At 67.7% G+C, this 20978-nt stretch carries 24 protein-coding genes; 6 read left to right on the top strand and 18 right to left on the bottom strand.

Annotated features, from left to right (window positions below; translation table 11 throughout):
- The first annotated feature begins 23 nt into the window (after positions 1-23).
- A complete protein-coding gene (locus OCU_RS37030; RefSeq protein ID WP_014380072.1) occupies positions 24-311 on the top strand; it encodes a DUF3349 domain-containing protein in 288 nt (95 codons plus the stop codon).
- A 21-nt stretch (positions 312-332) separates the two neighbouring features.
- Here the strand turns inward: OCU_RS37030 and OCU_RS37025 are convergent, their stop codons facing one another.
- The 6 genes from OCU_RS37025 to OCU_RS37000 form a co-directional block, all read right to left on the bottom strand.
- Positions 333-1298: a patatin-like phospholipase family protein gene (locus tag OCU_RS37025; protein WP_009956368.1), complete on the bottom strand. Its 966-nt coding sequence runs from the start codon at positions 1296-1298 to the stop codon at positions 333-335.
- Between the two features lie 66 nt (positions 1299-1364).
- Positions 1365-2435, bottom strand: coding sequence for an ABC transporter ATP-binding protein (locus tag OCU_RS37020; protein ID WP_008256437.1), 1071 nt, complete (start codon positions 2433-2435; stop codon positions 1365-1367).
- Positions 2436-2437: 2 nt separating this feature from the next.
- Positions 2438-3232, bottom strand: a complete 795-nt coding sequence (locus OCU_RS37015; RefSeq protein ID WP_014384650.1) for a carbohydrate ABC transporter permease — start codon at positions 3230-3232, stop codon at positions 2438-2440.
- Positions 3233-3266: 34 nt separating this feature from the next.
- Entirely contained in the window at positions 3267-4235 is a 969-nt protein-coding gene (locus tag OCU_RS37010) for a carbohydrate ABC transporter permease (protein WP_014380071.1), read from the bottom strand.
- The gene (locus OCU_RS37005; protein WP_014380070.1) at positions 4232-5557 is read right to left on the bottom strand and encodes an ABC transporter substrate-binding protein; all 1326 of its coding nucleotides are present in this window, start codon (positions 5555-5557) and stop codon (positions 4232-4234) included. The genes OCU_RS37010 and OCU_RS37005 overlap by 4 nt, the downstream gene beginning before the upstream one ends.
- A 12-nt stretch (positions 5558-5569) precedes the next feature.
- Positions 5570-6541, bottom strand: a complete 972-nt coding sequence (locus OCU_RS37000; protein WP_014380069.1) for a sigma-70 family RNA polymerase sigma factor — start codon at positions 6539-6541, stop codon at positions 5570-5572.
- 165 nt (positions 6542-6706) lie between these two features.
- Between OCU_RS37000 and OCU_RS36995 the strand changes: the two genes are divergently transcribed.
- Entirely contained in the window at positions 6707-7057 is a 351-nt protein-coding gene (locus tag OCU_RS36995) for a DoxX family protein (RefSeq protein ID WP_041787061.1), read from the top strand.
- An 11-nt stretch (positions 7058-7068) separates the two neighbouring features.
- Here OCU_RS36995 and OCU_RS36990 read toward each other — a convergent pair whose 3' ends face one another.
- Positions 7069-7869, bottom strand: a complete 801-nt coding sequence (locus OCU_RS36990; RefSeq protein ID WP_014380066.1) for a ketosteroid isomerase family protein — start codon at positions 7867-7869, stop codon at positions 7069-7071.
- Complete coding sequence (gene pncA, locus OCU_RS36985; RefSeq protein ID WP_014380065.1) at positions 7869-8429, bottom strand: pyrazinamidase PncA; 561 nt, start codon at positions 8427-8429, stop codon at positions 7869-7871. Before pncA ends, OCU_RS36990 begins: the two co-directional genes overlap by 1 nt.
- A 95-nt stretch (positions 8430-8524) precedes the next feature.
- On the opposite strand from pncA, the gene OCU_RS36980 reads away from it, so the two are divergent.
- Positions 8525-9592: a DoxX family protein gene (locus tag OCU_RS36980; protein ID WP_014380064.1), complete on the top strand. Its 1068-nt coding sequence runs from the start codon at positions 8525-8527 to the stop codon at positions 9590-9592.
- A 19-nt stretch (positions 9593-9611) separates the two neighbouring features.
- Here the strand turns inward: OCU_RS36980 and OCU_RS36975 are convergent, their stop codons facing one another.
- Genes OCU_RS36975 through OCU_RS36960 form a run of 4 tightly spaced genes read right to left on the bottom strand, consistent with a single transcriptional unit; the run spans position 9612 to position 11936 of the window.
- Entirely contained in the window at positions 9612-10190 is a 579-nt protein-coding gene (locus OCU_RS36975) for a zeta toxin family protein (protein ID WP_014380063.1), read from the bottom strand.
- A gap of 24 nt (positions 10191-10214) precedes the next feature.
- Entirely contained in the window at positions 10215-10604 is a 390-nt protein-coding gene (locus tag OCU_RS36970) for a TA system antitoxin ParD family protein (protein ID WP_014380062.1), read from the bottom strand.
- 57 nt (positions 10605-10661) lie between these two features.
- Positions 10662-10949, bottom strand: a complete 288-nt coding sequence (locus OCU_RS36965; protein WP_233425196.1) for a hypothetical protein — start codon at positions 10947-10949, stop codon at positions 10662-10664.
- 27 nt (positions 10950-10976) lie between these two features.
- On the bottom strand, positions 10977-11936 hold the full coding sequence (locus OCU_RS36960; protein WP_225331100.1) for an SAM-dependent methyltransferase: 960 nt from the start codon (positions 11934-11936) through the stop codon (positions 10977-10979).
- 35 nt (positions 11937-11971) lie between these two features.
- On the opposite strand from OCU_RS36960, the gene OCU_RS36955 reads away from it, so the two are divergent.
- Positions 11972-12583 carry a TetR/AcrR family transcriptional regulator gene (locus tag OCU_RS36955; protein WP_009956383.1) on the top strand — a complete coding sequence of 204 codons (612 nt, stop codon included), beginning with the start codon at positions 11972-11974 and terminating at the stop codon, positions 12581-12583.
- A 23-nt stretch (positions 12584-12606) separates the two neighbouring features.
- Here OCU_RS36955 and OCU_RS36950 read toward each other — a convergent pair whose 3' ends face one another.
- Genes OCU_RS36950 through OCU_RS36940 form a run of 3 tightly spaced genes read right to left on the bottom strand, consistent with a single transcriptional unit; the run spans position 12607 to position 16688 of the window.
- Positions 12607-13152: a gluconokinase gene (locus OCU_RS36950; RefSeq protein WP_044059213.1), complete on the bottom strand. Its 546-nt coding sequence runs from the start codon at positions 13150-13152 to the stop codon at positions 12607-12609.
- A complete protein-coding gene (locus OCU_RS36945) occupies positions 13149-15152 on the bottom strand; it encodes a DUF7064 domain-containing protein (protein WP_009956386.1) in 2004 nt (667 codons plus the stop codon). The genes OCU_RS36950 and OCU_RS36945 overlap by 4 nt, the downstream gene beginning before the upstream one ends.
- A gap of 18 nt (positions 15153-15170) precedes the next feature.
- Entirely contained in the window at positions 15171-16688 is a 1518-nt protein-coding gene (locus tag OCU_RS36940) for a carboxylesterase/lipase family protein (RefSeq protein WP_041787059.1), read from the bottom strand.
- 79 nt (positions 16689-16767) lie between these two features.
- On the opposite strand from OCU_RS36940, the gene OCU_RS36935 reads away from it, so the two are divergent.
- Positions 16768-17436 carry a hypothetical protein gene (locus OCU_RS36935; protein WP_026071600.1) on the top strand — a complete coding sequence of 223 codons (669 nt, stop codon included), beginning with the start codon at positions 16768-16770 and terminating at the stop codon, positions 17434-17436.
- Between the two features lie 74 nt (positions 17437-17510).
- Here OCU_RS36935 and OCU_RS36930 read toward each other — a convergent pair whose 3' ends face one another.
- Complete coding sequence (locus OCU_RS36930; protein ID WP_026071599.1) at positions 17511-18734, bottom strand: cytochrome P450; 1224 nt, start codon at positions 18732-18734, stop codon at positions 17511-17513.
- 92 nt (positions 18735-18826) lie between these two features.
- Between OCU_RS36930 and OCU_RS36925 the strand changes: the two genes are divergently transcribed.
- Positions 18827-19456 (top strand): TetR/AcrR family transcriptional regulator, encoded by a 630-nt coding sequence (locus tag OCU_RS36925; RefSeq protein WP_009956390.1) that lies wholly within the window; start codon positions 18827-18829, stop codon positions 19454-19456.
- A gap of 12 nt (positions 19457-19468) precedes the next feature.
- Here the strand turns inward: OCU_RS36925 and OCU_RS36920 are convergent, their stop codons facing one another.
- The gene (locus OCU_RS36920; protein WP_009956392.1) at positions 19469-20089 is read right to left on the bottom strand and encodes a hypothetical protein; all 621 of its coding nucleotides are present in this window, start codon (positions 20087-20089) and stop codon (positions 19469-19471) included.
- A gap of 111 nt (positions 20090-20200) precedes the next feature.
- Complete coding sequence (locus tag OCU_RS36915) at positions 20201-20953, bottom strand: mycofactocin-coupled SDR family oxidoreductase (RefSeq protein WP_009956394.1); 753 nt, start codon at positions 20951-20953, stop codon at positions 20201-20203.
- Between the last annotated feature and the right edge of the window lie 25 nt (positions 20954-20978).

Below are 20978 nucleotides of genomic sequence, written 5' to 3'. Positions count from 1 at the left end.
GCGGCGGTTAGCGAGGTGGACGTATGGACTTGTCGCATTGGGTGACAAGCATTGTCGCGTTTGTGCGGGCCGGCTACCCCACCGGCATGCCGGGCCCCGGTCACGTGCCGTTGGTGGCCCTGACGCGCCGACGACTCTGCGGCCACGACATCAGCGCCATCGCAAGCGATCTCATCGCGCGTCGCGTCTGGCCGACCAACCCGATCGACATCGGGGTGGAGATCACCCGGATCACCAACCAGCTGCCGACACCCGAGGACGTCGAGCGTGTCCAGCGTCGCGTTCATGTGATGCGATGCTCGCGCGGGTAGCCGCGTCCGAATTCAGCGCCCTCATGTTGATTTAGGCACCGGGCCGCCGCACGCGGCGAGATAGTCGGCGTAGTTCCAGGTCTGCAGAAACTGTTGGCCCGCTTGCAATCCTCGTTGGTAGAGGGCCTCACGCTGCTGCACGGTGATGTCGAAGTCGATCGGGCTGACTTCGTCGGCGGCCACGAAGACGGTGCGCCGGACGGTGCAGGGATCGTCGATGTAGGCGTTGTCCTGGTTACTCACCAGCGTCTCTATCGCGGCGAGCCCCAACGACACCGGGCCGTGGACGGGATGCGTGGGCGGGATGCCGGGACGTGCCGATAGCCGGATTCCGAATGTGGGCCAGCGTGGTTGGCCATCCGGCCGGTCAAACAACTGGACCGGAAAGTCCGACAGCAATCCGCCGTCCACCCATGTGGCGCCGGCGACCCGAACCGGTTCGAACACGTACGGGATGGCCGACGACGCGTGCACCGCGCGCGCGACCGAAAAGTCATCGGGGTCGATGCCATACGTGCTGAGGTCCCAGGGGATTCGCACCAGCCGGCGCCGTGACAGGTCGCTGGCCGTCACCACCAGGGACCACGCGAACTGTTCGGGCTGTTCGCCGGTGCGCAGGTCGCCGAACGTCCGCACGCCCAGATCACCGAGCAGCCCGGCGAGCAGCTGCTCGAGATAGGCCCCCCGATACACACCGTCCGACGTCAGCAGGGACAGGGCGCCGCCGATCAGCGGAACCCGCCCGATCAGGTTGCGGTCGAGGAACTTCCGGTAATCGATGGAGCGCATGATGTCGGCCAACCGGCTGATCGGCTCACCGGCGACCTGCAGGGCGGCCACCAGCGAGGCGACGATCGCGCCCGCGCTGCTTCCCGCGACCCGGGGAAACCGGTACCCGGCCTGGTCGAGCGCGTCCACCGCTCCCACCAGTCCGATCCCCCGGACACCGCCGCCTTCGCACACCAGGTCGGCACGCACGTCACTCACTGCCACCAGCCTAGCCGGACCGGGCGGAGCTGTCCCGGCGCGGCACGCCGAAAACCGCGAGCACGATCAACACAGTCGGCGACCATCCACGCCGAAGAAATGCACGTGTCCCGGCTCCGGGTGCAGGCGCACCCTGCTGCCCCTTGCCGGTGGATTGCGTCCGTCGGCGCGCGCCACGATCGGCGCATCGATTACCTTGCCGGAGCCGGTGATTCGCCCGTACAGGTAGGCGTCCGCACCCAGTTCTTCCACCACGTCGACCTCCATTTCGACACCGAGGCCGCCCACCTCGAAGTGTTCGGGACGGACCCCGACGACGACCTCCCCCGCGGCACCGGCGATCTCCCGCGGCACCGCGACGGGCCAATCACCTAGCGACACGGCGGAATCCACAAGCGGCAGGGTGAACAAATTCATTGCCGGCGACCCGATGAAACCCGCCACAAAGACGTTGGCCGGGTTTCGGTAGAGCTCCCGGGGTGGGGCGAACTGCTGCAGCACGCCGTCGCGCAGCACGGCGACGCGGTCACCCATGGTCATCGCCTCGACCTGATCGTGGGTGACGTAGACGGTGGTCGTACCCAGCCGCCGTTGCAATGCGGCGATCTGGTTGCGGGTCTGCACCCGCAGTTTCGCATCGAGATTGGACAGCGGTTCGTCCATCAGGAACACCTGCGGCCGGCGCACGATCGCGCGCCCCATCGCCACTCGCTGACGCTGGCCGCCGGACAGGTCCTTCGGTTTGCGATCGAGATACGGTTGCAGGTCAAGCAATTTCGCCGCGTCCAACACCCGTTCACGGATCTGCGCCTTCGGGGTTTTGGCGATCTTCATGGCAAAGCCCATGTTTTCGGCCACCGTCATGTGCGGGTAGAGCGCATAGTTCTGAAAGACCATCGCGACGTCGCGGTTCTTGGGATCGACACGGGTGACGTCCCGGTCACCGATCCGGATGCGTCCGGAGTCCACGGTTTCCAGCCCGGCCACCATCCGCAGCGAGGTGGTCTTGCCGCATCCGGATGGCCCCACCAGAACGACGAACTCGCCGTCGCCGACAACGAGATCCAGGTTGTCCAGCGCCGGGCGATCCGCTCCGGGATAGCGCCGCGTCGCCTGCTCGAAGCTCACCGAGGCCACGATCAGCCACCCATCCCGGTGACCGCGATGCCGCGGACAAACGAGCGTTGCGCGAACGCGTAGATGACGACCAACGGCAGCATGATGAGTATCGAGGTTGCCATCAGGACCGGCCACCGGGCAACGTATTCACCCTTCATCCGGACCAGCCCCAGCGTCAGCGTGGCCAGGCTGTTGCGCTGAATCATCAACAACGGCCAGAGAAAATCGTTCCAGACGTTGACCCAGGTGAGGACCGCGAGCACCATGACCGCCGGCCGGGCGTGGGGCAGCAGGATGCGCCAATAGACCTGCCATGGCGAACAACCGTCGAGTATCGCCGCCTCCTCCAGATCGGTCGGTAGGGTCCGGAAGAATTGCCGCATCAGGTACGTGCCGAACGCGCTACCGAAGAAGCCCGGCACGATCATCGCCCACGGAGTGTCGACCCATCCCAGGGTCCGCATGACGAGGAACTGCGGGATCACCGTCACCGTCAACGGCACCATCAACGTCCCCAAATACACCACAAACAGGGCGTCGCGGCCACGGAAATCCAGTCGCGCGAACGCATATCCGGCCAGCGAGCAAAAGAACACATGCCCCGCGGTGACGCACCCCGCGTACAGCACGGTGTTGAAGAACATCCGCCCGAACGGCAGCAGCGCGAACACTTCGGTGTAGTTGGACCACCGCGGGTGCGCCGGCAGCAGGGTGGGCTCGCTGACCTCGCCCTCGGTTTTCAGCGAGCCCGACACCGCCCACGCGATCGGGAACAGCGCGCACCAGGCGATGCCGAGCAGCGCGGCATAGACCATGCCGCCGCGCAAGGCGGTGCGCCTGATGACCCCCTCACTTAAGCCCACGCGAAGTCTCCAAAGAACGTCGATGGCTCACTTTCAACTGCACCACGGTCAGCACCAGCAGGACGGCGAACATCACCCACGCCAGCGCGGACGCGTATCCGAACTCGAGGAACGAAAACGCGTGCTGGAACAGCATGATGCCCAGGACGTAGGTCGCCGATTCCGGTCCGCCGTTGGCGCCGGTGAGGACGTAGACCATGTCGAACGCCTGAAAGGCGTGGATGACCGAGATGATGACCACAAAAGAGATCGATCCCCGGATCAACGGCACCGTGATCGAGACGAATTGCCTTATCTCGCTTGCTCCGTCGATTTTGGCCGCCTCGTACACCGTCCCCGGGACGCCCTGCATCGCGGCCAACAAGACGACGGCGGCGAACGGTACGCTGCGCCACACGCTGACGATGCACAGCGAGACCATGGCCCAGTGGGGCTCGACCAACCATGGGACGGGGCCGAGCCCCACCCAGCCGAGCATGATGTTCAGCAAGCCGTTGTCGGTGTTGAAAACGAACTGCCACACGACCGCCATGACCACCGACGAGATGGCCAATGGGAGGAAGACAATGGTGCGGAAAATGCCGATGCCCCTGGCTTTCTGGTTCAGCACACCGGCGACAACCAAACTGATGACGACCGTGGGCACCACCGTCCCCAGGGTGAAGATCACCGTGTTGCGGATCGCGATCAGGAACAGCGGATCCGCGGTGAACAGCTCCCCGAAGTTCTTCAGCCCCACGAATTTCGGCGGTGTGAACACGTCCCACCGCTGAAAGCTCATGTACAGCGAGAAGCCCAGCGGAAAGAGCATGAAGACGGCGACGGCCACCAAATTGGGAGCGACGAACAGCCGGCCCGCCCACGCGTGGCGGCGCCATGGGCTCGGGTTTTCCGGGACCGTTGCGCCCGCCTTCGGCGCAGGGGTGGCCGCGCCACCCGAATGAATCGCGGTCATGGGCTGCGCAGCACTTCGTCGACGGAGCGGGACAGGCCGGCCAAGGACGTCGCCGGTTGGCGTCCGCGCAGGACGGGGCCAAAGTTGCGGTCGATCAACGCGTTCACCTTCTCCCAGGCCGGGGTGATCGGCAGACCCTGCGAATACGCCGGGCCCTCGGTGAGCACGCTGAGATTGCCGATCCGCCGATGGGCGTTGGCGAATCCTTCCGAATTGAGCGCCGACCGCAGCACGGGAACGAACAGGCAGGATTCACCGATCAGCGCCTGGCCGACCGGACCCGTCGCGAATTTCACGAACTCCCAGGCCTGATCCTTGCGTGGACTGGTCGACGAGATGCCCAGCCCGGTGGCGCCGATGTCCGAACACGCCGCACGCCCGTTGGCGAGCGCCGGGCCGACCGGCAACGGCGCGACATCGAAATCGAGGTCCTCGGCGCGAAGGTAGGTCTGGTAGCGCCAATGCCCGCCCAGCGCGATCGCCGCCCGCCCCACCGCGAACAGGTTGGGGGTGGACATCGACTGCGTCTCCGATGCATTGGGCGCGACCCGGTGTTCGTTGGCCAGGTCGGCGTAGAACTGCACCGCCTCCTGGAAGGCGGCATCATCGAAATTGAGATGGGTCGGATTCAGCCGCGGGTTGGACCAGGGGACGCCGTTGTTCATCGCGAACAGTCCCGCCGAGTAGGTCGACACCCAGGTGTTGACGAAGCCATACTGCGCCGCCCGCCCGGAGGTGTCGCGCTTGGTCAGCGCTCGGGCGGTGTCCAGGAATCCGCTGAAATCCCAAGGCCGTTGCCACGTGGTGGGCGGGGCGGGCACCCCAGCGTCGGCGAACAGCCGCTTGTTGTAGAACAGGTAGTTTCCCGACCATTGTTCGGGAAGGGCGAACTGGCTTCCGTTGAACGCAAACGTCTCATACAGCGCCGGGATGCTGTCCGCCTTGAGCTGCTGGGCGAACGCTTTGTCCCGCGCCAACAGAGGATTCAGATCCAGCAGCACACCGCGGTCGGCGAGTTCGGCGTAGGACAGTTCCCACGTCATCAGCACGTCGGGGCATTTGCCGCCGACACAGAACGTCGAAAGCTGTTGCATGACGCCCGGCCCGGACAGCACCGCACGCACCTTGATGTCGGGATGGCGGCGCGCGAACTCGTCGATGATGCGCATCCTCGCCTCACGCTCGTCCGGATTGGCCGCGAAGAAGAAGGTCAGCGCGTCGTCGTCGGGAGCGCAGCCGGCGGACCACGGTGCCAGCGCGACGGCGGACAGCGCGCCGGCGCCCCGCAGCAGGCTGCGCCGTCCGAACGGCTTGTCGAGCATGGCTCTCCCGGTCTAGCCCCGTTCCCGGCCGCTGGCCGGTTGTATCTGACGTCCTTGGTACCCGACGAGCTTGTGATGTTCCTGGATCGGCCGGGCCGGCAGCGTAAGCGCCGCCCGGCGGATGCGCTCGGCATCGCCGGTGATGTCGATCGTGTGGATGCGGTCGTCGGCTCCGATGCCGATCACCAGCAGGACCTGAGCGCGCCCATGGGTGGCGATCACGATGCCCGGTGCCCCGTCGATGAGCATGACAGCGCCGGCGCGCGCCCGCCGGGCGAAGCGGCGGGTCTCCTCGGCGACCTGCCGGGCGCCGCGCACCGTGGTGGGCACGTCCGCGGGGACCAGGGAGCGGTCAACCGTGCGCACGACGTCGGGTGCGAGCAGCTCGAGCAGGCTGGCGATGTCGCCACCGCGGGAGGCCGCCAGGAACGCCTCCACCACCTCGAGGTGACCGGCCGTGCTGCGGGGCTGGGCGGCCGGGGCGGCCTGCAGCCGGCCGCGGGCCCGGCTGGCGAGTTTCTTCGCCGCGTCCGGCGACCGATGCAACAACTCGGCGATCGTCTCGAACGGCATGGCGAACACGTCGTGCAGCACGAAAGCGACGCGCTGTGCCGGTGAGAGGCGGTCGAGCACGACGAGCAGGGCGCTGCTCACCGACTCCGCCAGCAGCGCGTCCTCGTCGGCAGGCGCCGACGCCGCCTCGGCCAGCCGGTCCAGCTCGTCGGGTTCGGCGAGGGGTTGCTCGGCGCGGCGCTTGCGCGCCCGCAGCTGGTCCAGCGCCTCGCGCGCGGTGATCGTCGTGAACCAACCGGAGAGGTTGTCGACGGCCCGAAAGTCCGCGCGGCTGGCCTTCAGCCACGCCGACTGCACCGCATCGTCCGCGTCGGCCACCGAACCCAGGAGCTGGAACGCGACCGATCGCAGGTGCCGCCGATCCGCGTCGAAACGCTCCGCGAGAGCCACCAAATCCGTTGTTGCGCCCATGGGTCACCTTTTCTGCACGGGAATCGTCAAGGAGATGACCGCATCCACTGGACTTCCTGTTGCGAAGGAGACCAACACCATGACCCTACCGATTGTGCGCCGCGGCGCGCTCAGTAACCAGACAATTCGCCGCGGAACTCGCTGCGCGACAAGGGATTGATCCACATGAACACCGCACTTGTCGTGATCACCGTGTCGACCGCGGCCGTCACCGCCGCGATCGCCATCGCCGATCTCGTTCCGGCTCGATTCGTGCTGGCGAACTCCGCCCAAGTCGGGGTGCCGCGTTCGTGGTTACCGGCGTTGGGCGCCGTGAAGCTGGCCGGAGCCGCCGGGATCGTGGTCGGGCTGCTGGGCGCACGCGAACTGGGCATCGCCGCCGCCGCAGGCCTGGTCCTGTTTTTCGTCGGCGCGGTGTTGACGCATGTGAAGGCGCGCGTCCTGTACAACATCGCGTTCCCCGGGGCCTACTTGTGCCTGTCCGCAACGTCGCTGGCGCTGATGCTCGCCCGCTGAACATCGTCGGATCAGCAGGGAAAGTACCGGATCCGCTCGATCGTGTCGCCGCGCCGCGTCACATCGGCGAACATGATGGCGCGCCCGTGGCCCGAGTTGATGGAGACCGCGACCGTCGGGCCGGCGCTCTTGGTCTTGGTCGCGCCGGCCCCGTCCAGTTGTTCCACCAATTCGGCCAGCTCGAGCGGATCGCGATCACCCAAAGTTATTGCGGCCGTTGATGACAGCGCGCGTGCCGCGGCGAATGCGTCTCCTCGCGCGGAGGCGGCGAGGAAAGTCCGCACCAGCCGTTGGTGGCGCGCCCCCGCCCGACGGAATCCGGCCATGAATCCCGCGCTCCCCCGCCATCCCTGATTGGTCAGCAGGCCTTTGGACAGGTGCAGCGCCGGGCTCACCGCCCCCGGTCCGGTGCGCAGGAACTGCGCCATCATGGCGGGCAGTTCCCAATACGCCCGTAGTTGGCCGATCAGCCACTCGCCGTTGGCTTCTCGGAGGTCGTAGCGCAGGAATGCGGGGATGTACATGGTCACGGCGGGGCCCATGGCGACCTCGAGCTCGAGATCGCGCAAGACCGTCGTGCCGACGACGATGTCGAGATCGCGGTGGAATTTGATGTCACGCGGGCCGATGAACGTGTCGTAGAAACGGCCGATCTGTTCATGCCCCACGTGGGGACGCGAGCCCACCGGATCCTCGACGCGGCCGTCGCCGGTGAACAGCCCCACCCATCCGGCCCGATCGTGCGCGGCGGCCGCCTGCGGTGAGCGCTCCACCGCCGCGAGTAGACGTTCCCGGTCCAGCGGCACCACCATTACGATCCCCCCACCAATTCGACGCCGACGGATTCCAATTCCGCCAGCGCCTGGGCGGCCGCATCCGCTGTTGTGGCCGCGGTCAGGTCGACGAGCACCCGGGTCTTCAGGCCCGCCCGCGCCGCGTCGTCGGCGGTCCGCCGGACGCAATGGTCGGTGGCGATGCCGGCCACGTCGACGTCGTCAATGCCCCGCTGCCGCAACCACTCCAGGAGGGGGGTCCCGTTCTCGTCGGCACCTTCGAACCCGCTGTACCCCGCGGAGTACGCGCCTTTGCGAAAGACGGCATCGATGCGCGCGGTGTCCAAGTCGGGCCGAAATTCCGCGCCCGCGCTTCCGGCGACGCAGTGCGGCGGCCAGGTCGAGGAATAGTCCGGCCGGTCGGAGAAATGCCCGCCCGGGTCGATGTGGAAGTCCTGGGTGGCCACCACGTGGCGATAGCCCGGCGCGCTAGACAGGTAGGCGTTGATGGCGGGCGCCACCGCGGCGCCGCCGGCCACCGGCACGGCGCCGCCCTCGCAGAAATCGTTTTGCACGTCGACGATGATCAACGCTCGCACGGGCTCCACACTATCCCGCTGGGCCAGAGCGCCGCCCTAGCTGCGCAAATCGGCGTCACGGTTTGCTCGACAGGCAGTCGGGTAATACACCGGCCATGGTGATCAGGAGAATCGCGCGACCCCTGTTGTCAGTCGCATTCATCGGGCAAGGAGTCAATTCACTACTCAACCCCAAATCGGCGGCCCAGGCGGCGGCGCCGGCAGTGGACGGCTTGCAGGCATTGCCGGATTCGGTGAGCGCCAACATTCCGAGCGACCCCGAGACGGTCGCCCAAATCACCGCGGCCGTCCAGATCGGTGGTGGCCTGCTGCTCGCCAGCGGGAAGCTTCCGCGCATCGCTTCGGCCGCGCTGGCGGTGACGGTGTTACCGGCCAACATTGGGGCGCACTCGTTCTGGAACGAAAGCGATCCGGCGGTCAAAGCCCAGAAACGGCAGCAGTTTCTGACCGACCTGAGCCTGTTGGGCGGACTGTTGATCGCCTCCGCCGACACCGCGGGTAAGCCGTCGCTGGGGTGGCGTGGACGCCGCGCGGCCGAACGGCTCTCCGAGCGGGTGTCGTCGGCGTGGCCCGGATCCGACGATTCCGCCTTCGACAGCGACTTGTCGGAGCTGGGCGACCGGATCGCGCACGGCCTGCACGTCGGCGCCGAACGCGGCCGCGAGCTGGCCAGCACCGCGGCGGAACGGGGTGCGCCCTACGCCGAAGCCGCGCTGGAACGCGGCCGCGAATTGGCCAGCACGGCGGCGCAGCGCGGTGCGCCATATGCCGAGACCGCGCTGGAGCGCGGCCGCGAGTTGGCCAGCACCGCGGCCGAGCGCAGCAAGCCGCTGGCGAAGAAGGCCCGCAAGCGCGGGGAGGAATGGGCCGATGAGGCCGCCGACCGCGCGGCCTATCTGGCCGAGAAGGCGCGTAAGCGCGGCGAAGAGCTCGCCGATGAGGCCGCCGATCGGGCCGCACCGCTGGCGAAGAAGGCGCGCAAACGCAGCGAGAAGCTCGCCAAGAAGGCGCGCAAGCGCAGTGAGAAGCTGGCCGACACGGCGCGGGCGCGCTCCGAGGAACTCGCCGAGACCGCGCGCAAGCGCGGCAGCCACTTGGCCGACACCGCACGCGAGCGCGTCGGCGGGCAGGTCGAGACCCGTCGGCGCAAGCTGTCCTGGTGATTGCGTCGGGCTGGTGCAGCTAGTCCGGCCAGCGCGACCGCAAGATCTCCGGAGCCCACGCCGGCCAGTCCGGTGAACCGATCGTCATGCCGCCGCTGAGGCGGGCGACAATGCGCGGCCCGCGCAGCCGGCCGTTGTCGTAGACGGTGGCGACGTCGGAGAGCGCGATGGCGTCGGTGACCGGTGTCCACAAGCGACGATGGCGCTCGCGAACCTTGGTTTCCGGTACGTCGTGGCCGCCGGCCCGCACGCGGTGCCGGACACGTTCGACGGCAAGGTCTTCCGGGATGAGCATCGCGTGCAGGACGACGGTGAAGCCCGCTCGGTGGGCGGTGCGGACGAGGTCCAGCTTCGACGGGTGGGAAAACACGGTCTCCGCGATGAACGACCGCCCCAGGTCGATCAACTTCGCGCGCGTGGCGGCGGCGATTTGCGCGGCGTCGTAGGCGCGCCCCGCCGCCTCCCCCGGCCAGCGCTGCCTTGCGATCTCATCGGCGTTGACGACCGGGCTGCCGGGCAACAGCGGCGCCAGCGTGAACGCGATGAAGGTCGACTTGCCGGCACCGTTCGGCCCGACTACCAGGTCAAGTCGCTGCATCGGACCGCGCCGGCGAACGCCGGGTCAGCGCCCGCGCGCCAGCACCACGGCGGCGCCATCGGGCCGGTGCTCGACGATGTCGCCGTCCTCGTTGAGGGCGACCGTGGTGACGCCATGCCCGGCCAGCGTCGCCCCGTAGTCGGCGTGCACCAGGCTTTCTTCGATGGCGGCGAAGATCTCGGCGTTGAACACCACGCCTTCCTCGACGGTGAGTTCGCCGGTCGCCAGCTGGCCGGCCAGCGCGGCCTCGACCCGCCGCCGCGAGGCGGTGTGCTGGCTGGACACCGCGCGCCCGACACGCGCCCAGTGGTCGAGTTGCTGCTTGGCCGAACGGCTCTGGCGGGCGCCTTCGGAGGCCGCGCTGTCCATCAGGTCGGACGCCACGCGGGTCACACGATCGGGAGCGTCGGCCATGACTTCCTCCGTGATGCAGCACCCCGTTACAACTTGTAGCAAGATGCTACACGGGCGTCACCGGATCTGTCGCTGCCCGTACCACACCCCCTCCGGGGCGCCGATCGCGCCGGCTTTTTCGCGGGCTGTGGCCAGTTCCCGCGAGGTGGCGAATTCGCGTGCCTTGTCGAGGTCGTGCATGTCCATGACGACGATGACCGTCCTGGCATCGGCGGCATGAACGTAGGTCCCGGTGACCACCAAACCGTGATCGCGGCGCACGGCATCGAGCGCCGGATCGCGGAAGACGGCGCTCCATTGCTCGACGCTGGCAACTTGTTGTATGACGAGCATTACCCCGGCCATGACGAATCCTCCTGACAGCGTTGGCTTTTACGGCGTGGTTTTCGCTGCGGTGACCAGCCAGGCGCGGCTGGCCCCGTCGCGGCCGGATTCGAATGCGGGCGGCGCGTTGCGGCCGTAATCGGCGGCGACCTGACCGACGTCGCGGATGTCGCCGCGCCAACCATGTTGATTCAGCCAAGGGCCGAGATCACCCGACGGGCCGCCCCGCCACATCGAGACGAGCTCGGGTGAGATCGCCGCGCGCGCGGCGCGAAGGAGCTCGGAGTCCTCGTTGTGATCCAGCGCCAGGATGCTGCCGAGGATCGAGCAGGAGCTGATCCGACCGAGCAAGCCGTCCGCGGCATCGGCGTCAAGAGCGTAGAGGATCCCTTCGGCGAGCCAGGCCGTCCGCTTCGCGGGTTCGAACCCCGCTCCCACCAAGCGTGCCGGCCAATCGGTCCTCAAATCCGCCGGCACGACGACACGACGGCAGCGCGGCTGGGCGTGCATCTCTTGCAGCACATCGGATTTGAAGGCCAGAACCTCGGGCTGATCGATTTCGTAGACCGTGGTGCCGGCCCGCCAAGGCAGACGAAATGCCCTGCTATCCATGCCGCAGGCGAGCAGGACGACCTGGCCGATGCCGGTCGCCGCGCCATCGAGAAGCGCTTGATCGAAGAATCGGGTGCGCACCGCGACTTGCCCGGCCATGAGCCGGAAAAAGTCACGGGCCAGACCCGCGGCGTCCCACATAGATCCGTCAGGATCAGCGCGGTCGATGAATGCGCGCGCATACGGGTCGTTGAACAATCGGTCCGTGCGTGAGCTTTCCTCGGCCCGCAGCACCGCCACACCGAGGGAAGTCGCGCCGATGCCCGTTGGTCCTGAACCCGTTTGCGGACGCTCAGCCATACGGTCACCCGCCTTCGATGCCTGGCCGCCGGCCTGTCCGGCGGCAATGTCTACAAACGTAGACATTGCCAATGTTATGCCGCGCCGGCCCATCATGTCTACAGTTGTAGATAAATTTCTGAGGGAGCACGATGAAGCGCACGTCGACCGGCGTCGGCCCGGACGGGAGCCCGCCGCGGCGCGATGCCGCCGCCACAAAAGCGCGCCTGCTGACGGCGGCGCGCGAACAGTTCTTGCGACACGGTTATCGGGCCACCTCGCTGCGTGCGATCGCGGCCCAAGCCGGCGTCGACGTGATGCTCATCAGGCGCTACTTCGGTTCCAAGCAACAGCTATTCGACGAAGCCACGAACATTTCCGGCAACGTCGAAGCCATCCGCCGGGCCACCGACAGCGCGGTGGGCCAGACCCTGATCGAACGAGTGCTACAAGCCCGGCAAGACAGCGACGCCCCGCTGTTCGCGCTCCTGCGCTCGAGCGGGGACCCCGACGTCGTCGCACGCCTCAACGCCCAGCTCGAAAACGGCTTGACCCGCAACCTCTCCCGCCGGATCCGGGCCGACGAACCTCGACTCCGCGCCGATATGGTCGCCGCCCTGCTTCTGGGCATTGGCGTCTTGCGCGTCCTCCTGCACAAGGAGCCGATCGCCACCGCCAGCGACCGCGACATCGCCGCCCTGTTCACGGAGGCATTCGAGGCATTGACCGAACTGCCCCAGGACGCCGGGGGCGCCGGCCACTAGCGGCAGCGGACTATCGCCGCTAGTCAACGCGAATCGCTTTCACCGGTAGGTATTTCGATCGACCCCGTCGTCAGGGGTCCCGCTGACCTCAAGACGGCGTCGATGATCGCCTCGACGTCTTGGCCGGCGTCGACGGTCATGCCCGCCTCGTCCGGGCCGAGGGCCTCAAGGGTGTCCAGTTGCGAGCGCAGCAGCGCGGCCGGCATGAAGTGGTCGGTCCGGGCCGCCAGCCGGCCGGCGATCAGTTCCGCCGAACCGGACAGATGCAGGAACTCGACGCCCGGGCAGTGCGCCCGCAGCCGGTCGCGGTACTCCTTTTTCAGCGCCGAACAGCTCACCACCCCGCCGTCGCGGTGAGCCGCCAGCCATTCGCCGACCTTGTCCAGCCAGGGATAGCGGTCGTCGTCGTCGAGCGGTTCGCCGGCCGCCATTTTGGCGATGTTGGCGGCCGGGTGCAGCGTGTCGGCGTCAACGAACGGGACCCGCGTGCGTCGCGCGAGCGCCGCCCCGACCGTCGACTTGCCCGATCCGGATACGCCCATCACCACGACAGGGGCCGATCGGCTCACCCGGATTGTTCGCCGAGGTTGCGGTTCCATTCCAGCCAACCGACGCCGCTGCGCGCGTCGGCGGTGGTGATCGTGGCCCAGACGCGGGGAAACTGGCTGACCCGCCCGTCGGCGGCGACAAGCCGGACCGGCGCCTGGCCGCGGACGTCCACGTTGGCGGTGATCTCCCCCGGGTTGAGCGTCAGCGTCGCCTCCAGCGGTAACCCGTTGTCGTCGAAGGACTCTCGTGAGTCGACGGTCTGCAGCTCGGTGACCCGGCCGTCGGCGCGCTGGGTGTAGCCGATGCTGAATGCCGGTGCACCCGGGATGCGGATGTTGACGCCGTGCAGATGGGTGCCGTCGTTCAGGTGCAGTGCGCTCCAGAGCCAATCCATGCTCCACCAATCGCGCACACCCCAGGAGTGATCGCGCTGGCCGGGCACCGCGTCGAGGCGGTAGCTGGTGTCGCCGATCGTGACGGTGCCCGAGACGGTGCAGGGAATCTCATATCGCGTCGTGAGCCCGTACTTGTACGGGGTGCCGTCGGTGTCCCACACCAGGTTCATGGACATCGCGACGGGCGTGCCGGATTCCCCACGCAACAGCGCAGCCGGGTCGGGGTAAGCCTGAGCCCTCGCCCGCACATCGACGCGGTAGCTCTGCAACGGCGTACCGGCGGAATGCCCGAGCTCGAACTCGTCGGTGCGCACCGTCCACGGATCCGCCGGCAGCGGGACCTGCGCGTCGACCGCGACGGTCGGCATGTCGGGGCCGCACAGCAGCACGTGCACCCATGCGGTTTGCTCGTTGGCCACCAGGCCGAGGCGGAACCAGCCGCCCAATCCCTGTGCGGTGTCGGCGAAGTCGGCGTACCAGCTCTCGCTCCACAGCGGTTCGGCGGTCGGATCGTGGGCGAGCTCATCCTCGGGCACCGGTTGCAACGGCTCGGATGCCACCGCCGCCGGCAGCGTCGCCAGCGCGTCCGTGTCAAGGACGTGATCGCAGTGCCGGCGCAGCATCGTCATGAACATCTGGTCACCACGGTCGGTGCGCTCCACCAGCATCGAGGAGACGATCGCCATCATCACGCCGAAAAAGCTCTGCCGGCGCACGCCGTCGGCGACGTCGGCCAGGGTCAGGGGCGCGTCGGGTCCCAGCGCCTCGTGGTATGCCCGCAGCAGCGCGTCGTAGTGCTCGCGGCGGTCCTCGGTGGGCAGCGCGCACCCGAGGAAATAGGACAGGTCGGTCAGTGCCGGTCCCCACGACACCGTCTGCCAGTCGACCACCGTCAGCGCGCGGTCGGCGCCCGAGGTACCGAACAGCATGTTGTCCAACCGGTAGTCGCCGTGCACCAGGCCCTGTATCCCGGACGCCTGGGCCTCCTGGTCGAGGTAGGCGTCGAACGCGGCAACCAGGCGCTCGCACACCACGCGGTGCTCCGGTGCGATCTGGTCGCCGTAACGGTCGACGAACCCCGCGTACAGCGGGGTGATCATCGCCTGGTTCAGCGGCGCGTCACGGTTGAGCCACGGCGCTTCGGCCAGCGAGACATCGCCGAGCAGCGGGCCGTGCAGCCGTCCCAGCTCGACGGCGCCGAGGCGGGCCTGTTCGATGGTGGCGCCGGCGATTTCATCGCCGACCACGGCCGGGCCCGCGTCGCCCAGCAGCAGGTCGAACACGCCCGTGGAGGTGTCGACCGCCGCGTGATAGCAGGGCGCGATGGGCCCGCCCAGCCGCGGCGCGATGTCGCCGTAGAAGCGGACCTCCCGCTCGTAGAGTCCCAAAGCCAGCCCGGTCTGCCGGCTCACCGGGTCGGTGGCGGCGACCTTGAGCACCACCGACGCGGGCCCGCCATCGGCCTGCGCGTAGTTGAGCCGGATGCGGTAGCACTCGCTCATCTGCCCGGTGCCGATGCGCTCGACCGAGAAGTCGGCGATGGGTCCGGCGCCGATCACCGCGGCCAACCAGGAGGCGGTGAGGTCACTCGGGGTTTCGATGACTTGCTCGGTCTCGGCGTGCATGAGGGTTAGCGTGCCAGGTCAGTGCGCGAGTGAGAAGCCGTCCCAGGCCATCCGGCGGTGCGGGTGTGGATCGAACTCGATCCGCGATTTGCGGTCGAAGACCATCACGGCGCGGTCGGTGGCGTTGTAGCGGGGCCAATCCTCGCCCGGGACGCCGGTGCGGCTGAAGGCGCGCCACCGCCGTTGCACCTGGTTGCTGACCCGCAACGCGGCGCGCCGGTCGGCCGCCGCGGTCAGCAGGGCGCCGAATCTGGTGCGGTAGACGTCGAAGACGGCCAACAACTCGGTGGCATGGGTGGCGCCGAAACCCGACCAGCGCAACGTGCGCGGGGCGTAGTCATACCGGTAGAGGTAGGTCGGCGCGTGCGCGCTGTGGGCCTCGGCGATCTGCCAGGCCGCCGATCCGAACGCGAAGTCGCCGCCGAGCTGGATGCACGCCGCCCGCCCGGGGTAGTCCGGGTACGCGGCGGTAATGCGTTCGCGGATAGCGGGTTCCGCCTCGGCCAGCAGCTCTTCGACCATCGATTCGTTGGTCGGCAACATCGCCAGGAACCGGGTGAACAGCCGGCCCTCTTCGGCGTTGGTGCCGACGATCAGCGGTACCGGATGCGCGTCACCGCGCCGCATCGCCTCGACGGGATCCATCGGCAGCACGTCGTCCCCGACGACCGGGCCAATCGGGAAGGCGCCCAGCCTGTTCTGCATGCCCTCGTCGATCAATGCGTGCTGAGTTTTCACCAGTTGGGCGGCCGACGCCCGCATCAGAGCGTCGGCGGCGTCCTGCTTGCGCACGCCCAGCAGGCCGGCGAAGCGGTTCGCGAACTCGGCGGCAACCTCTTTGGATCGCGTCAGGCCCGATGCGGGACTCTCCGAAATGGCCCGGGCGAACAGGCCTTTGGCGGACGGCACGGCCAGCAGGGAGGCGGTGATGCACGCGCCGGCGCTCTCGCCGAAGATCGTCACATTGTCCGGGTCACCGCCGAATCCGGCGATGTTGTCGCGCACCCACTGCAACGCCAGCACCAGATCGCGCAGATACAGGTTGCTGTCAATGGTGATGTCGGGCGTCGACAGCGACGAGAAGTCCACACATCCCAGCGCGCCCAGCCGGTAGTTCACCGACACGTACACGCATCCCCGGCGTGCCAGGGCCGCGCCGTCGTAGAGCGGTGTCGCCGAGCTGCCCAGGAAGTACCCGCCGCCGTGGATGAAGACCATCACCGGCAGCGGCCCCTCCATGGCACCCTCGGGCGCTACGACGTTGAGGGTGAGGCAGTCCTCGCTCATCGGCTGATAGCGGCCGCCCAGCCCGGACAGGCCGAGCAGGGTGTAACGGCGCTGCTGGGGTGCGCAATTGGCGAAGCCGTGGCAGTGCCGCACTCCCGACCACGGTGCCGCCGGCTGCGGCGCCCGGAAGCGCAGGTTTCCCACCGGTGGACGGGCATACGGGATCGACCGCCACCGATTGACCCCGTCCCGGGTGAAGCCCTCGACGGTGCCGGTGGCCGTGTGTGCGCGGACAGTCCGGTGATGCATAAACCCGACGGTAACCGACATGACGGCGTTAACGCGCGCGCAGCGCCTTATTGCCCGGCGCGGCGGTTAGCCTGACTGGATGCGGATAGCTGCGATGATCGCCGCGTCGGTACTGGTCGCCGGCTGCTCACACACCACGGGCAACCATTCCGAGCCGACGCCGAGTTCCACCCAGACCTCCGTTGGGCCGTCCGGAAGCAAGACGCCAGGAGCATCCGCCGCGCCGGCCGCCGGCGCCGCGGTCTCCGACGTCATCGCGTGGATAGAGGCGGCCCACCCCGCCGATCCTGGCCGCTACCACACGGCGGCCCGCGACGGTGTGGCCACACCCCTGGGCAGCGACATCGCCCTGGCGGCGGTGGGCGGCAAAGTCTCCTGCATGACGGATGCCGCGCACACCGACGGCGCGCTGAATTGCCTGGTGAACCTGGCCACTCCGGCGCCGGCACCCGCGACCGCCTATGGCGAATGGCAGGGCGGTTGGGTCACCTTCGACGGGATGCACCTGCAGGTGGGAGCCGCGCGGGCCGACCCCGGCCCCTTCGTCAACGGCAACGGACCGGAGCTGGCGAATGGCGACTCGCTGTCGTTCGGCGACTATCGGTGCCGCGCCGACCAGGCCGGCCTGTATTGCGTGAACTACGCGCATCAGTCGGCGGCGCGTTTTGCGCCCGCCGGCATTCAGCCCTTCGGCTGCCTGAAGTCGGTGCCGCCGCCCGACGGGGTCGGCGCGGCGTTCAGCTGCTGAGGATTTCGCTGCCCAACGTCGAGTTGTTGCGTGAAATCGCGGCATTCGACACCAACAACTCCACGTTCGGCGGTTCACCAGGTGACCGGAAGCTCTTTCATGCCGTAAATGTCGGCCTCTTTGAACCGCAACTCCTCCGGCGGAACGGCCAGCTTCAGCCCGGGCAGCCGTCGCGCGAGGGTGGCGAACGCGACCTGCATTTCCACGCGGGCCAGGTTGGCCCCGATGCACTGGTGCACGCCGTACCCGAAACCCAAGTGTCCGCGCGTGTTTCGATGGATGTCGAAACTCTCTGGGTCGTCGACGAATTCGGTGTCCCAGTTTCCGGCGGGCAGGTTCATCATCACGAACTCCCCCGCCCGGATCAACTGGCCACCGATCACCAGATCTTCGGTCGCCACGCGGTCGACCTGGCTGTGCACGATGCTCAGATAGCGCATCAGCTCTTCGACGACGTTCGCGATGAGGGCGGGATCGTCGGTCTGGCCGAGCCGCTCGAAGGCGCTCGGATGTTGCAGCAGCGCAACCGTTCCCAGTGAGATCATATTGGCGGTGGTCTCGTGACCCGCCTGCATCATGATCACACTGTTCATCGCCGCGGTCGCGTGGTCGAGTTGACCCGTCGCGACGTACTCGGTGATCATGCGGCTGATCAGATCGTCGCCGGGCTCGCGCTCCTTGCGTTGCACCAACTCCTGTATGTAGGCGTACATCGCCCCGAAGGCCTGTCCCTTTTCCGCCTCGGACGTCTTCTGGTCGAGCCCGGCAGTGGTGTTGCGCTGGAAAAGCTCGAGATCTTCGGGCGGCACGCCCAGCAGCAGCGCAATCACCAATGATGGCACCGGCAAGGCGAATTCACGCACCAGATCGGCAGGCGGCCCCACCGCGATCATCTCGTCAAGAAAATGGTCGACCATCTCCTGGATCTGCGGCCGCATCGATTCGCAACGCCTGAAGGTGAAGTTGCCGGTCATCATCCGCCGGATCCGGTGATGCTCGGGATCGTCGGTGCGCGCAAACATCACCGGGACCTCGTTGTCGGCGTTGGTGGGCATGATGGAGTCCGGAATGGTCTTCGCGGACAGCCGCGGATCGACCAGCGCTGCCCTGATGTCGGAGTAGCGGCTCACCACCCAGACCGGATTGCCGTGGAACATCGCCTGTCGTAGCCCGGGCTCTTCCCGCCAGCTCGCGAACTCTACCGGCGTCGCGAGCGGACAGTGGGCGGGACGCGGCACGGGCAGTGCCGGAAGCTCCGCGTCCGAGCAGGAGTCGGACGCCTCGAAAGATATTGACATAAGCCGCGTTTCCCATTAAGTGTCAGTTACCTGCCAGTTGTAGAGAGTAAAGGGACCGTTGTCGGTAGTCAACTGTCGGTTACGCTGTCACGATGACCGCGGTGGAGGACCGGCCGTTGCGGGCGGACGCGGCGCGCAACGTCGAGCGCATACTGCGCGCGGCGCGCGAGGTCTACGGCGAGTTGGGCCCGGACGCCCCGGTGGAGGCGGTCGCTCGCCGGGCCGGCGTCGGCGAACGAACCCTCTACCGCAGGTTTCCCACCAAGGCGGATCTCGTCCTGGCGGCACTGGAACAGAGCATCGCCGAGGATCTCACGCCGGTGATCGACGGCGCCCGCCGTGCGAAGGATCCTCTGCGCGGTCTGACCCAATTGATCGAAGCGGCGATCTCGCTCGGCGCGCGCGAACACAGCCTGCTGGCCGCCGCCCGCCGGGCCGGGTCCCTCACGTCCGACATCTCCATGTCGCTCAATGCCGCGCTCGCCGAGCTTGCCCGCGAGGGCCAGCGTCTCGGCAGGATTCGCGCCGACCTGGTCAGCGACGACCTGCCTCGGCTGATCGCCATGCTCTTCAGCGTGCTCTCGACGATGGATTCCGACAGCGACGGCTGGCGACGCTACGTCGCCCTGGTCGTCGATGCCATATCGGTCGATGAGCGGCGGCCATTGCCCCCGGCGGCCGAACTGCGCTACACACTGCAGCCGGACGGCTGGCCGCTGTGAAGGAACGGCCGCTCAGCTAGCCGGCAGACCCGCCTTGACCGCGGCGTCCTGTTTGCGCGCGAGATCGAGCAGGATGTCGGCTGGCGTGGGATTGCCTATGACACAGTCGAATTCCATATCGACCATGGCCCTGCCCTCGACGAATACCGCCTCAGAGATCTCCATCGGATTGGCCGGGTCGGTGCTCTGCCCGATCACCATGAATCCGTTGGTGCCGACGTCGATGGGCTGCTGCTCGCCGCTGACCTTCTTGCCGACGACGTCGCGCATGTTCGCGGCCGTCTTGTCGGCCGTCGCCGCGTCGGGAAAGACCGCGATCGTGTCGATGATGGTGCGCTTGCCGTCGGGGTTCTTGAAGACCTGCCCCACGCCGACGATGCCGCCCGGATTCTGACTGGGCGGCCCGTCAGCGGTGGCGTGCGGGCCGACGTCGGCGGCCTGGATGAGCAAGGAGCTGTAGTTCGCCGGCGCCCCGGGTGAAGACGGGGCGCTCGACGAGACGGCCGCGCTCGACGACGCGGCCGGACCCGATGGCGCCGTCGAGTTCTTGTCCTCGCCGCAGCCGGCGATCGCGGCGCTGAGCAGCATCGCGGCGGCGGCCAGGCCGACCGCGGACGTCCGGACCTTGGTCATGAGCCCTCCTTTGTGAGGTCAGCTATTTGTAACCCGTACCCGGGCCAGCCGCAGCGTGAACACGCAAACTATGTGGGCCGGCGGGCAAATCGCCATCGGACGAGTTTCGCTTCAGTTGATGGTGACGCCCGCGTCGACCTTGAACTCCAGCCCGGTCACGTATCTGGACTCGTCGGAAAGCAGGAACAGCACTGCGCTGCTGACGTCGGCGGGCTCGACAGCCGGCGTGGGCATCGCATTGACGAAGATGGGAATGAGATCGGAACGCTGCTCTCCCAGGAGAGGCCCGAACGACGGCGGAACCATCCCGGTGGGCACGCCCGTGGGAAGCACGGTGTTGACACGCACGTTCTGCGCCGCCAGCTCGTTGGCCAAGGCCAGCGTCAAGCCGACGACGCCGTGCTTGGCCGCCGTGTAGGGCGTCTGCAGCGGGAATCCCTTGATGGCGCCGGCGGAGCTGATGTTGACCAGGCTGCCTCCACCTTGCTCGAGCAGGTGCGGTATCGCGGCCGCACAGGTGTTCCAGACGCCGATCAGGTTCACGTCGACCACCGTGCGCCACTGTTCGGCAGTGGTCTTGTCCCACGGCGCCACCGTGAGCACGCCGGCGTTGGCGACCGCGCCGTCCAGGCCGCCCAGCTCGCCGACTCCCTCGTCGACCGCGGAACACAGTTGCGCCTCGTCGCGGACATCGACAACGCGACTCACGCATCGGCGACCGAAATCCCGTATCAGCCTTACTGTCTCGGTGAGGTCATCCTCGGTGGCCAAGGGATATTCAATCTGCGGCATGGATTGGCAGATGTCGACGAGGATGAGGTCCGCGCCCTCCTGCGCAAGCCGCAGCGCATGGCCGCGCCCCATGCCGCGGGCGGCGCCGGTGATCAGA

It is taken from the genome of Mycobacterium intracellulare ATCC 13950, from assembly GCF_000277125.1.
In the GTDB taxonomy this organism is placed as follows: domain Bacteria; phylum Actinomycetota; class Actinomycetes; order Mycobacteriales; family Mycobacteriaceae; genus Mycobacterium; species Mycobacterium intracellulare.
The sequence above is the reverse complement of the archived record's forward strand: the minus strand, read 5'-3'. Positions and strand labels throughout refer to the sequence as shown.